Origin of the sequence: Pseudalkalibacillus salsuginis, assembly GCF_021646685.1 — a bacterium.
GTDB classification, from domain to species: domain Bacteria; phylum Bacillota; class Bacilli; order Bacillales; family Fictibacillaceae; genus Pseudalkalibacillus; species Pseudalkalibacillus salsuginis.
In genome coordinates, this window is the sequence record NZ_JAKJHW010000001.1 from 20,157 (window position 1) to 33,444 (window position 13,288).

The 13,288-nt window shown below is 41.1% G+C and carries 14 protein-coding genes and 2 riboswitches; all 14 genes read right to left on the reverse strand.

All coding sequences use genetic code 11. The features are described 5' to 3' along the window. Positions 1-149 precede the first annotated feature (149 nt). The 14 genes from L1611_RS00115 to L1611_RS00180 all read right to left on the reverse strand — a co-directional run bounded on the left by L1611_RS00115 (position 150) and on the right by L1611_RS00180 (position 13,285). Positions 150-965 (reverse strand): sirohydrochlorin chelatase, encoded by an 816-nt coding sequence (locus L1611_RS00115; RefSeq protein WP_236310786.1) that lies wholly within the window; start codon positions 963-965, stop codon positions 150-152. Between the two features lie 15 nt (positions 966-980). Continuing rightward, positions 981-1,763, reverse strand: a complete 783-nt coding sequence (gene cobA / locus L1611_RS00120) for a uroporphyrinogen-III C-methyltransferase (RefSeq protein ID WP_236310788.1) — start codon at positions 1,761-1,763, stop codon at positions 981-983. 21 nt (positions 1,764-1,784) lie between these two features. Continuing rightward, positions 1,785-2,009, reverse strand: coding sequence for a DUF3906 family protein (locus L1611_RS00125; RefSeq protein ID WP_225063960.1), 225 nt, complete (start codon positions 2,007-2,009; stop codon positions 1,785-1,787). 19 nt (positions 2,010-2,028) lie between these two features. Then, positions 2,029-3,657 carry a nitrite/sulfite reductase gene (locus tag L1611_RS00130; protein ID WP_236310790.1) on the reverse strand — a complete coding sequence of 543 codons (1,629 nt, stop codon included), beginning with the start codon at positions 3,655-3,657 and terminating at the stop codon, positions 2,029-2,031. 15 nt (positions 3,658-3,672) lie between these two features. Further along, positions 3,673-4,269 carry an adenylyl-sulfate kinase gene (gene cysC / locus L1611_RS00135; RefSeq protein ID WP_236310792.1) on the reverse strand — a complete coding sequence of 199 codons (597 nt, stop codon included), beginning with the start codon at positions 4,267-4,269 and terminating at the stop codon, positions 3,673-3,675. Positions 4,270-4,290: 21 nt separating this feature from the next. Then, positions 4,291-5,439 (reverse strand): sulfate adenylyltransferase, encoded by a 1,149-nt coding sequence (sat, locus tag L1611_RS00140; RefSeq protein ID WP_236310794.1) that lies wholly within the window; start codon positions 5,437-5,439, stop codon positions 4,291-4,293. 1 nt (position 5,440) lies between these two features. Beyond that, positions 5,441-6,511 (reverse strand): sulfate permease, encoded by a 1,071-nt coding sequence (gene cysP / locus L1611_RS00145; RefSeq protein ID WP_236310796.1) that lies wholly within the window; start codon positions 6,509-6,511, stop codon positions 5,441-5,443. A gap of 16 nt (positions 6,512-6,527) precedes the next feature. Further along, on the reverse strand, positions 6,528-7,232 hold the full coding sequence (locus tag L1611_RS00150) for a phosphoadenylyl-sulfate reductase (RefSeq protein WP_236312000.1): 705 nt from the start codon (positions 7,230-7,232) through the stop codon (positions 6,528-6,530). Positions 7,233-7,465: 233 nt separating this feature from the next. Continuing rightward, a riboswitch (SAM riboswitch) is annotated at positions 7,466-7,572 on the reverse strand. 121 nt (positions 7,573-7,693) lie between these two features. Next, positions 7,694-8,926 carry an aspartate kinase gene (locus L1611_RS00155; protein WP_236310798.1) on the reverse strand — a complete coding sequence of 411 codons (1,233 nt, stop codon included), beginning with the start codon at positions 8,924-8,926 and terminating at the stop codon, positions 7,694-7,696. Between the two features lie 230 nt (positions 8,927-9,156). Then, a riboswitch (Lysine riboswitch) is annotated at positions 9,157-9,348 on the reverse strand. A gap of 196 nt (positions 9,349-9,544) precedes the next feature. Continuing rightward, positions 9,545-10,039 carry a VOC family protein gene (locus tag L1611_RS00160; protein ID WP_236310800.1) on the reverse strand — a complete coding sequence of 165 codons (495 nt, stop codon included), beginning with the start codon at positions 10,037-10,039 and terminating at the stop codon, positions 9,545-9,547. A gap of 120 nt (positions 10,040-10,159) precedes the next feature. Further along, positions 10,160-10,870, reverse strand: a complete 711-nt coding sequence (locus L1611_RS00165) for a DUF459 domain-containing protein (protein ID WP_236310802.1) — start codon at positions 10,868-10,870, stop codon at positions 10,160-10,162. 245 nt (positions 10,871-11,115) lie between these two features. Beyond that, positions 11,116-11,937, reverse strand: a complete 822-nt coding sequence (pheA, locus tag L1611_RS00170; protein ID WP_236310803.1) for a prephenate dehydratase — start codon at positions 11,935-11,937, stop codon at positions 11,116-11,118. A gap of 147 nt (positions 11,938-12,084) precedes the next feature. Continuing rightward, entirely contained in the window at positions 12,085-12,777 is a 693-nt protein-coding gene (locus L1611_RS00175) for a hypothetical protein (RefSeq protein ID WP_236310807.1), read from the reverse strand. Positions 12,778-12,979: 202 nt separating this feature from the next. Next, the gene (locus L1611_RS00180) at positions 12,980-13,285 is read right to left on the reverse strand and encodes a hypothetical protein (RefSeq protein WP_236310809.1); all 306 of its coding nucleotides are present in this window, start codon (positions 13,283-13,285) and stop codon (positions 12,980-12,982) included. Positions 13,286-13,288: the final 3 nt, after the last annotated feature.

Here is a 13,288-nt window from a genome sequence, read left to right on the forward strand (position 1 = left end):
CAATGTGTCTCCGCCGCAGGAGGACTGAAGTGATCCAAGTGGTTGGGCGGTGGAGCTGGACAATTCTTCACCGCAACCAAAATTTTTTATCCTTTCTTCTCCTCTTAAAAGTGGCTGATCCAAAACAGATCAGCCCTCTTCGATGTACGCTATGCTTTTGTCCGATACTCAAGATTGTGCTTTTTCAAGGTTTCATTTTTATACGTATAGCAAGGTTCAGTTAAGGTTCGTCCTTCCACTCCTAATGCTTCAAGTGTTCGTTCATAGACTACTTTCTGGAGATTAGGGTGATAACCGAGATACTTGCACAAAATGAATTCCTGATTAACCGGTGTCAGATTTCGAATCGTCTTTTCCATACTTTTCATCAAGATTCCAGTAAATAACAGATAGGGTACCACAAACACTTGCCTATGACCGGATTGTCTAGCTAGCTCCAGTCCTTCTTCAAAACTGGGTTCTGTTGCGGTCAAGAATGATATATCGACTCGTTTGAATGGAAATCTATCTTGCAACAAATCGGCAATTTCCCGTAAATCCCTTTTTACGTCCGGATCACTGCTGCCTCTTCCGACTAGAAGGACCATCGCATCATCAACCGGCTGACGCTGCTCATGAATCCGTTCGATCAAAACATCGATGATCCCTGAATGAACACCGAATGGACGGCCGTAGGTGATATGGATACCCCGCCATCTCTTTTGCAATCGTTCCAGCTCCAGAGGGATATCTGTTTTTGCATGTCCTGCGGTGAGCAGCAGGACTGGGACAACCGCAATCTGAGTAGCCCCGCGTTCAATACATCGTTGGAATCCTTCTTCAATCGTCGGGTGTGCCAATTCCAGAAAACTGATTTCCTGGATTTGTGCTAATTCGTGTTCCATACTTAGTTCCATGAATCGAGCGGCCTGGTTCCTTGCTTCCTCTATTCTGCTGCCATGTCCGATATATAGGATCGCTTGCATTTCTTCCCTCCATCTTCAAAAAGCGAGAGTCTCTAATTCATTTTCTGAATGGATCGTTTGTTCAAACCAGTTGATTTTGTCCCGCAAGCGGACGACCTCACCGACAATGATCATGCTTGGGTTTTTGATTTCACTCTTCTCAACGATCTCGACAATGGAGTTTAATGTTCCTGTTACGGTCTGTTGTTCCTCAATTGTGCCCCAATGCACTAGAGCGACAGGTGTTGAAGCAGGGCGACCATGCTTTAAAAGCTGTTGACAGATGTAGGGTAGGTTCTTTACGCCCATATAAATGGCAAGTGTATCGATCCCTTTTGCAAGGCTTTCCCAACGGAGGTCATCCTCTTCTTTATCTTTTCGTCGATGGCCAGTCACAAATGCGAATGTCGAGCTATGTTCCCGGTGTGTGACAGGGATACCTGCATAGGCAGGAGCTGCGATTCCTGAGGTGATCCCAGGAACGATTTCAAACTCGACCCCATGCTTCGCTAATTCTTCTGCTTCTTCTCCACCTCTGCCATACACGAATGGATCGCCGCCTTTTAACCTTGTGACCAATTTGCCTTTTTTCGCGTTTTTGACGAGAAAATGATTGATCGTTTCCTGTTTCATGAGGTGATAATCTGGAAGTTTTCCGCAATAGATTAATTCTGCATCATTTTTTGCATAATTTAATAGTTCTTTGTTGATCAAGCGATCGTAAAGGATGACATCTGCTTCTTCAATACACTTCTTTCCTTTGACTGTAATCAATCCAGGATCCCCTGGACCAGCTCCCACTAGATAGACTTTACCCATTTCATCCTCTCCTTCTCTTGTTCAACTGCCTGTCAGAATCGTTTCTTGTCCATAAAGCACAAACCCGTTCCCTCTACGAATTTTCTTCTTCTCATATAGCGAAATATCGTCTATTTCAGGTAAACTCAAAAAATATTTTTCAAGTTCGACTTCCACAAGACGGAATGCCGCCTCATCATTTTCTGCTGCGATGATGACTGGAATCACATTCCCGTTCGACGATACTTCAAATCGGTATAAGTCCATTCATCAGTCCTCCTATCTATCATGAAACATTCTCGGTTACATTTCCTAAAATACGATCCAATTCTTCCTGGAGCAGCTCTATTCCTTGGCGGCCGACGAAATCATAGAACGGCTCCCCAGGAATCTTCGCTTCTTTAAAATAGAGAAGGAACTCCTTTAGAACAACAGGAAGATGTTCGCCATCAATCTTGCCTTTCAATTTATCATTAAATTTCCCGCCATCATTCAATGTCCCACCGACATAGATTTCAAATGCCTCGATCATGCCTTTTTCCTTCGATTTCATTTTGATCCCTTGCAATCCGATATCAGCGATTTGCCGTTGGCCACAGGAATTCGGACATCCAACCATATGAAGCCTTACCGGCACATCCAACCTCACCTGTTCATCGAGGTATTCAGCTATCCGACGCATCCGCTCTTTGGTTTCTACTAAAGCAAGGTTACAAAATTCAATCCCCGTGCACGAAACGGAATAGGCAATGAAGCGTTTCGGTTCGATCGTAATCCTCTCAAATATCTTTTCTTGCAAGAGAGCATCGACTTTCTCATCTGGAATGTTCGGGATAATGATATTTTGGGAATTACAAGTCCGGATTTCGCCATTTCCATATTGTTTTGATATTTCAGCGATTTCAAATACCTCATCTGCATCCAGTCGGCCGACTGGAACGTTGAATCCGATATAGTTCAACCCATCCTGTTTTTGTTTGTGCACACCATAAAAGTATCCAGCGTTCCAATCTTTTTGGACGTCCTCTCCTTTTGAAGGTAACGGACCGGTTAGTTCAACTAGTTTTTCTTTGAATTGTTCAGGACCCCAATCTGCGATAAGGAATTTAAGGCGAGCGCGATGACGTTTCTCCCTATAGCCGAAGTCCCTGAAGATTGTTGTGATAGCAATCGCGGTCTCCTTGACTTGTTCCGGCTGTATGAAGACATCTAATGTTTCTGCAAGATAAGGCCTCGCCGCGAGCCCTCCGCCTACCTTTACATGAAATCCATGGACATCTTCGCCATCTATTTCTTTAACAGCTGGGGTAAAGGACAGGCAATTGATTTCTGCATTGGATGCATTATGGATGTTCGTACTGATCGAAATCTTGTATTTACGCGGCAAGTTCGAGAAATCCTGATTATGTTGGAAATACTGAAAAATGTCTCTTACAATCGGTTCTGTATCGAACAATTCATTCGGATCTATTCCAGCCAGCGGATTTCCGACGATATTACGCGTGATATCCCCGCAAGCTCCGGCAGAAGAAAGACCTGCCCGCTGTAGACAGTTGAAAATATCCGGGATGTTCTCGATTTCCAGCCAGTGAAACTGGATCGCCTGGCGTGTCGTGACATCGAATACCCCGCGGCCATAGTCTTTACAAATCGATGCCAGGGCTTCTGTTTGTTCGTAATTCAGTACACCTGATGGGACATTGACCCGCATCATGAAATAACCATCCTCTTTCGGCCGTTGTAGATACAGGCCTGCCCATTTGAATGAATCCCACTCTTCTTTAGGAATCGATTCGAACCCATTTTCAGCGTAATATGGGATATCCTTAAAGATTTCAAGTCCGTCTTTCTCAAGCTTTTTCAATTCGGTTTTATTCAGCTTTTCATTGTCTGCCCAGATTTTTTCATATGCCAATGGAACATCCTCCTCTTAAAATAGGTTCTTTTCTTTTAAATACGTGATCATTTGATCGGCACATTCCTCAACTGAAAAGTTGTTTGTTTCAATGACCAGTTCTGGTGACTCGGGTTCTTCATAAGGCGAACTTACGCCGGTAAAATCAGGTATCTCCCCTTTGCGTGCCTTTTCATACAATCCCTTCGGATCACGTGTTTCGCACTCAGCCAATGGACATTTCACATAAACTTCGATGAATTCATCGGCTTCAACCATCTTCCGCACCCGGTTCCGGTCATCCTTAAATGGGGAAATGAAAGCGGTGATGGCGAATTGACCACTATCGACAAATAATTTCGCAACCTCACCGATTCGCCTGATGTTTTCTTGCCTGTCCTCTACTGAAAAACCGAGTCCTTGGTTCAAACCATGGCGGATGTTATCCCCATCCAGTACGTAACTTCTCAACCCTAGATCATGTAGCTTTCGATCGACAGCGTTTGCCAATGTTGACTTCCCGGATCCTGAAAGACCTGTAAACCAGATGATACTGCTTGTTTGTTTATTTAAACGGCGTCGTTCGCTTTTCGATACAGCCGCTTCGTGCCATGTGATATTTTGAATTGCCACTTATCTCACTCCTTCAGTTGTTCAAGTTGTTACCGGTTCTCGTTTCAATCCTTTTATCAAGACTTCGGCCACTTCTGGGCGGCTGAACGTACTTGGTGGGGTCGATCCATTTCGTAGAAGCTCCCTCACCTTCGTACCAGACAACACGACATGATACTGCTTGTCATGTGGACATGTTTTGGTCGAAGCCATATTTTCGCATTTTGTACAATAAAAGCTGTGTTCGAAAAATAATGTTTCAATTCCTAACTCTTCTTTCGTAAAATGACTAAATATCCTTTGTGCATCGTAGGTTCCGTAATAATTCCCTACGCCAGCATGATCCCTTCCGACAATGAAATGAGTGCAGCCGAAATTCTTCCGGACGATGGCATGGAATATCGCTTCCCTCGGTCCTGCGTAACGCATAGCAGCTGGAAATACTGCTAAAAACACACGATCTTTTGGATAGTAATTTTTGAGAAGCACCTCATAGCTTTCCAATCTGACATCGGCAGGGATATCATCCGCTTTCGTTTCACCGACGAGCGGATTCAGAAATAAGCCATCCACAATTTCTAGAGCAGATTTCTGAATGTATTCATGTGCACGATGGACAGGATTCCGGGTTTGGAAACCGACCACCGTCTTCCAGCCAAGTTCTTCAAATTGTACGCGTGTTTGCTCTGGATCGAGATAATAATCTGTGAATCGATCTTTGACTGGTCGATTGATGAGATGAATCGGTCCGCCGATGTATACATCAGGCCGTTCAAGTAACTTTTTTACGCCAGGATGGGCAGTTTCAGCTGTTTTGTAGACGTGAAGTGCCTCTCGTAGTTTATCCGGAACGTACTTTTCACGGACGGTGATCACTCCATATACTTTTCTCTCTTTCACAAGCTTGACCTGATCACCGATTTGGATTTGTAAAGCTTTCTCTTCTGTCACCGGCAGGGTGATTGGAATGCTCCAAGGCAGTCCATTGTCAAGTCTCAAATCATTGACAACACTTTCGTAATCATCTTCTCCTAAAAACCCTTCAAGTGGGCTGTATGCACCGGTCCCAATCAACTCAAGATCACTGAGTGCGGTTGCATCCAATTCGATTTCTTTTTCCAACGGCTCGTAATCAAAGTATGGATCGATACGATTGATCAATTTCCCTCCATGTGGAATGCTTGTGCTCATGTTAAATTCCTCCTTGTTCATGTATGGTACGTTTCTCTGCTCTGATTGTTTTGATCAGACTTAGTGAACCGGCTGTTGCAATGAATACACTCCCGATGACACTGAGTGTGTAAAAATCACTATCCAATAAAACCTTGACCATCCCGTATGATATGACTAGTGAGAATACTGGCGAGACGACCCAAACTTTGACCATTTGTAAAATGATGTTCTTCTGGAGAAAAGAGAGACCATTCTTAACTGTCCCAATTCCGATAATCGCTGAAGTTGTGATTTGTGTCAGTGGAACAGGTATTCCGAAAATGGACGAAATGGTGACTAATGTTGCACCTGTTCCTGATATAGCACTCCCTTCAAGCAGTGAGAATTTCGTAATACGTTTTCCGTTTGTCTCCAATACCTTGCCTCCAAAAAGGATTGCTCCAAGGGCGATGAATCCTCCACCGATCAATGTCCCAAAAGAACTGGAGATCATCCCAGCTCCGACTAACGGACCAATTGCATTACCGACATTGTTCATACCGGCTGAAAAGGCTTCAAAAAAACCCGTCAGGACCAAAAGAACGGTCAACCATTTCTTCCACCTTCCCTCAAGAACAGCATTATATCTATTTTGGATGGATCGGATCATTATTCCGATGATCACTGTAAATAGAAATGCAATGATCGGAATCAGGATCCATAACAGGACGACAGTCATTAAGCTTTTTACATAGAGTGATTGATACGCTAGTCCTACGCCTACGACCGATCCCACAGTAACTTCACTCGTTGACAACGGAATTCCGATCAGATTTGCGATACCTAATGAAATGGTGGCTGAAGCTAGAATAATGACAGCGACATGCATTGTGATAGTGTCAGCAGGGACGATTCTAGAGCCAATTGTTTCAACGACTGCACCCCCACCAATAACTGCTCCTAGAAAAACACCCGCTCCGCAAATGACTAAAGCTATGAATTTTTTGTTTACCGCACCCGACCCATAAGAGACACCCATAGATGCAGCAGCCCCGCTTGCCCCCATATTCATGGCGAAGAAGAAAGCGACTGAAAATGCAATCAGAATCATCAAATTTCCATCTCCATTATGATAAATGCAGACCGCATTCGGTCTTCTTCAAATTCGTCCATCTCCCCGACCGTAAATCAGCTGCATCTTGTGTCGGCAACGTACACTTCTCACATCCGATGCTTGGATATCCTTTATCGTGGAGGATATTGTAAGGGAGATCATGGTTATTGATGTATCGCCAGACATCTTTCCAGGACCAATGAATCAAGGGACATATTTTGATCGACTGGAATTTATCATCTTTATTGATGAACTCTGTAGCTCTCCGTGTAGGGGATTGATCCCTTCTAAGTCCCGATATCCAAGCTTTGTATCCGGATAAAGCCTCGGTGAGCGGAACGACCTTTCGGATGTGACAGCATTGGTTCGGATCACGTTCCCAAAGGTTACCTCCATATAATTCAGATTGTTCTTGTAAGGTCAGTTCAGGTCGTTTCATATCAATTTGCAGGTAAGGATAGCGAGCTTTCACCTTTTCGATCAACTCATACGTTTCAGTGAAGTGGAGTCCAGTATCCAGGAAAACGACTTTTGCATATGGATTGACTTGAGAAATCAGATCCACCAATACAATTCCTTCAGCCCCGAAGCTGCATGCATAAATAATGTCATCCTGATACTGCTCAAACGCCCACCGTAAAACCTCCCTGGCCCCTTTTGTTTCTTGATCGATTGGAACTTCAAGTTTGTTGTCAGTCCAAGTTTCGTAGGAAATCATTTGTTCCAATTTAACCCCTCCTATCTTTGTGTGAAAAAAAGAGGCAGCTCTAACCCTTTCGAAGGTTAAAGTTGCCTCTAGTTTGTCTAGTCAGCAGCCTTTTCTTTTAAGTGATATTACGAATTTCGCTTAAAGCATATACTTCAACATTAAAATTGAACAAAACCTTTTCTTGCGCCGTAAAAATGAAAAAAGTCTTCCATTTGGAAGACTTTTAGGCTAATCGCTGTTTCACCTTATCTACCAAAATGGGGATCCATTTTGCTGGATTTAGCACCTTGCATACTTGCAGGTTGCCGGACATCATTGGGCCAGGTCCCTCCGTCACTCTTGATAAGATTTAATTTGTTTCCCATTCTAACGAGTTAAGAATTGAAAGTCAACAATCTTTTTATAAAAATTTATCTATTTCAGTCTCTTATCCCATGCACAGGGCTATTTTAAGGAAAATAAAATTATTTTTATACGTTAACAGGTTGTTTCGCTTCTAGTTCAAATGCTTCATGCAAACACTCAATGGCTGAAAGCATCGTACTGTTATCGACGATGGTAGAGACTTTGATTTCTGATGTACTGACCATTTTAACTTTTATTTGCTTTGATGCAAGAATATTGAACATTTTAGCGGCAACCCCTGGATTAGAAATCATACCTGATCCGACAATCGACACCTTCGAAAGATCTCCTTCATAGCTGATATGTTCATAATTCAATTCTGTCTGATATTTACTCAACACTTCCAATGCGTATTTCAATACTTGTGAATCCAATGAGAATGAGATATCCGTCGCTTCATTGCCGTTTGTGTTCTGAATGATGATATCTACATTGATTTTATGATCAGAAAGAATGGTAAATAACGTTGATAAGGTCGATATATCATCCTGTAATCCATGGACCGTCACCTTTGTCACATTATCTTCAAATGCAATTCCCCGTACCGTAAGATTCCCTTCCATAGAAACGTCCTCCTCTATCATTGTTCCGGTTTCTTTTTCCATACTTGAACGAACCTCTAACTTCACATTGTAATTTTTGGCGAATTCCACTGATCTAGGATGCAGCACTCCTGCACCAAGATTCGCCATCTCAAGCATTTCATCATAAGAAATGGAATCCAGCTTTCTTGCTTCTTTCACCACTCTTGGATCAGTCGTATAGACACCCGTGACATCTGTATAAATCTCGCATTTTTCAGCTTTTAAAGAAGCAGCCAATGCTACTGCAGTCGTATCGGAGCCTCCTCTGCCAAGGGTGGCTATTTCATCGTCATCCGTCAGACCCTGGAAGCCAGCGACAATGACAATGTTTCCATTTGCCAAGTGTCCATTGACTCGCTTTATATCAATATCAAGAATCCTTGCGTTCCCATAAGCGTTTTCCGTTTTGATCCCAGCTTGCCACCCTGTCAATGAGATAGATTGATACCCTTTCTCTTGTAATGCCATTGCTAACAATGACATCGAAACCTGCTCTCCAGTCGAGACAAGCATATCAAGTTCTCTTTTTGAGGGATTCTCTGAAATATCGTTCGCCATTTGAATCAAATGATCAGTGCTTATCCCCATTGCTGAAACGACGACAACGACATCCTTACCCTGTTTGTAAGTTTCGATGACCCGATCAGCAACATTTTGAATCCGTTCAATTGATCCTACAGATGTACCACCAAATTTTTGTACAATTAATCCCATCTTTACATTCCTTTCGTTTGAAAAAGATAAAGAAAACTTGGCAAAGCCAGGCCTGTGGCAACGGCTGAGCCATAGTTACACTTATGCTTTCTTATAGTGTATAAAAGGATTGACTCACAAAAAGTGTGACGGACGTTTTTTCAAACCATTGATAAATGGTTGAACTAAATAAACAAATCGTCAGACTTGAGAGTCAATCCTCAAACGTCTGCCACACTTTAAATCCCTTTACGTGAGATAGTTCTCCATACGACAGCAGGGAATCTGGTCGTATGACAGCCCTGTACTTGTTCAATACAGGTCCAGCCAAATGCTCGTTGAGTAAACATTTCGGCTTCGGCGAATTCCCCTTTCCTATACAATCATCAGAGCCCATCCTCTTCATGCAAAGTACTAATGGTTTTCGCGCCTCTACCATCACTTCAATGAAACATGTACTTGAAGTGTGGCCTTTAAATTTAATTGTTTGTAATTTTAACAGATGCGTAACAATGAAACAAGGCTTTTTTCAGATTAATTATTTAAATAGAAAATTCGTAAAAAAGACACATCTCATTTTCATGAAATGTGCCATACAGTCAAACTAATGCTATAGACGATGTATGCCTGTTGCTGTTATCAGGTCTTTGTCATTGATTCGTATGCTTTTTGTAAATCTTCTATATTTATTTTCTTCATCTGAAGCATAGCTTTCATGACCCGTTGTGACCTTTCAGGATCAGAGTCATTCAACATTTCTCTCAAAATAGTAGGAACGATTTGCCATGATACCCCATACTTGTCTCTAAGCCAACCACATTGCTCTATTTCCCCACCAATGGATAGCTTTTCCCATAAACCATCCAATTCCTCCTGCGTCTCACAATCCACCAGAAATGAAATGGCAGGTGAGAAAGTAAAATGGGGTCCACCATTCAACGCTACGAACGATTGACCCTCAATAAGGAACGTAACTGTCAATACACTTCCCTCTGGCCCTGGCCCTTCTTCGCCGTACCGAGTCACATTCACAATCTTTGAATCATCGAAAATCGACACATAAAAGTTTGCTGCCTCTTCAGCTTGATGATCAAACCACAAGTTTGGAGTGATTTTTGACAGAGAAATACCCAAATCATTTCCTCCTTCAATTCATATTTTCAAATAAAAAATTCGATCCAGGTACGCAAAATCCTTCAACAATCTAACATTCATTGCAAAAACAGCAAATATTGCAAACCAGTACTTTCTGATTTAAAAATTGTATTCATTTACTATTTTCCTCGTAATCAGATCATAGCCTTTTTTATTTGGGTGGAGGGAATCACTGAAATACTCTGTCGACTTTTCTTGAAAAAGCTCATTTGTCGATATGAATTTTACCCTTGGGTATTCTTTGACGATTTCGTAACTGGTCTTATTCCATTCTTCAATCACCTTCTCAATCTGTACCGAGTCAGGGAATGGATTATATAAGCCGAGAAATAGAATGGGCGCGTCTGGATTTTTATCCCGGATGATACTTAGAATTTTTCTTATATTATTTCTATAATCGGCTTTTCCAACTTCCAACCGTTTTTCATAGATTGGCAGTAAGCTGTGTCCATTGCTTTTAAGTACATCATTTGTCCCGATGAAAATGATGAAATAATCTGCATTATCTAAGTTATTATTTACGTGCGTATTTTTTATTTGGTAAAGCAGACCATCTGATTGTTGGCCTGGGATTCCATAATTATGAACAGTAACCGCTCCTTCTTGGTTTTGCGAAAGGATCAGTTGAAGATTACTAACATAGCCGTTTCCTGTATGGTCTCCTACCCCATAGGTCAACGAGTCGCCTAAAGCGACCACCTCTTCATGCTTTCTCGACTCTGCTTCTTCCTTTTGATTTAGTGCAATGATACCAGCTATGGTAGAGATGATTAATACTGATCCAATGATAGATACTAATATTTTTTTCATAGGCTCCTCCTAAGGCTTAACCTACCCTGATAAAATCCTGTTTAAACCGATTGGTCCGGTATAGGACAAGTTGAGGAGCTCATGATTAAAATATTTTTACATTATTTCATATATTTTTCAAAAGGGGGAATTTATTCTGTTTACTACCAAACAAATAAACTTCTCCTAGTCAAAATAAAGGTTAATATCTCTTGTTTGTTCAGCATTGCAGCCACCAGAAAGGATTAATTGTCCCATAAAATCCATCATAAATTCGTTGTATTGTAGCTGCCCAGAATTTGAACGTCATGGCCATAGGTTTCCAGGATTGTTTTCGCTTTTGCCATATCTGGATCTTGTACCCCTTTTTGGGTTTCGACGAAAAAGCGATATTCCCCCAATCTCTTTTTAGTAGGACGAGATTCAATCCAGGACAAATTGATCGATAAGGATGAAAACACGTTCAGAATTGTAACCAGGACTCCTGGACGCTCTTCGAATGGGGTAATGACCAACATTGCTTTATTTGAATGTTCAATCGTTTTTGGAATTGTGGTAACAACAACAAATCGTGTATGGTTTTCCGTATAATCTTGAATATTTTCTTTGATTATTTGTAATCCAAATGCTTTAGCAGACCATTCAGAGGCTATCGCTCCGAATTCCTTTTTACCTTCATCTTTGACAGCCTTTGCAGCAGCAGCCGTACTGTTTAAATCTCTGCTGGAAGCTCCAAGAGATTGTATATAATCCCTGCATTGAGCTAAAGCAGGAGGGATTGACCAGACTTCCTGAATTTGATTGATATCTGCCCCTTTTACACCAAGCAAGTGTAAAGCTACAGGTAAGATGACTTCACCATCAATAAAAAGATGGTTTCTCAATAATCCATCAATTGTAATATTAATCGTTCCTTCAATGGAATTCTCAATCGGGACGATTCCTTTATCGACTTCCTTCTCTTTAATGGCCTCCAATACATCGATAATAGAATCACACTTCAGCCATTCCACCCTATTAGAAGAAAAATATCGATAGGCGGCTTCCTCTGAAAATGTTCCTTTAGGTCCTAGGTAGGCGACTTTCATGTTATGGCTCCTTTTAATAAGTTGTAGATTAATTTCTTTACTCTAGCTTAAATTTAGCTGCAAATCAACTTCATATGTCAAAATTATTCAAGGAGTGAACGAAGAAAAAGCCCCCTTGTGATTATTAGGGAGCGAATAATACTTATTCTATTTGAGTTTCCTTTCGATTTCACTATGTACCGATTCGATTTTTTCCGGAAGGACAAAGAGATATTCAATCAAGCCTTCTAGCAATTCCATCAACAACATAGCTGTTTCATCATCAATCTCCCGTTCCAATTCAAGCATTTCATAAAAAGGACTTTCAGGATGGACCAAATGGCTGAGAGATTGAATAGGTTTACTTAAATCAACATGCTGAGGTAACTGCTCAAATTGTTGGGAAAGAGATTGTTCTTGTGTTTTTTCACCAAGATAATTTTTTAGGACACTCTCAATGACTCGTTTTGACATGACTGCTGTTGCAGAGTTATCTTTTGCCTGACTGACATTTATGGCTGACACATAAGACCTGATAAGATCCTTCGGAATCTGTTTATTACCCTGGATTTCATCCAGACGGCCTTTTGATGCCATCGGGTCATAAATATAGATTTCGGCTTCTTGAACGCTTTGATCTGGCCTGTCATTTAACATGATTACAAATACAGATGGTTTCTTACATTCTGAACAAAGCCCCTCAGCAAACAATCCTGTTTTCTTAACCTGATAATAATTGGCCTTCAATGTAAAATTGCCTGTTTTACTACATTTCGGACAATGACTTTTAAGGGTCTTGGCAACCTTTAGATAACCATATTGGGTATAAGATAGAATGGACGCCGGCAATATTTTTCTCACTGTGAACCTCCTAGATACTCCAAAAGAAAATAATCTTAACTACTTACTTTTTCTATATATCGACATAAATTTCCTCTTAAAACTAACATAAAAATTATTATCTTCTGAAAATAATCCTGGGAGTTAGTAAGATATCCGTACTTATCTTTTAAAAAACGAATAATAATAGACGCGTTTAGTAACGCGCCATATGTGTTGTTCATTATTCTGGTTTTTCTACCTTTTCTTTTGTTGAGGCAACTTCCTTTTTTGCATTTGATACTGCAACCTTATTGACCTCGTCTTTACTATTTTTAATGTTGATATATTGAGTTCTACCATTCGTATACAAGTCTTCTCTCTTACGATCATACTTTTCTTTCGACAGCGTCATAATCGATTTCCCAGTGCGAGTGCTCTCTTTTTTCAAGAATACTAACACTCCACCTAAAAATCCCGTTAGAAAACAGGAACTGGCAATTCCTAACAGCTTGAGGTTTCCCTTAAAATTTTTATCATTTCTCATCATTAA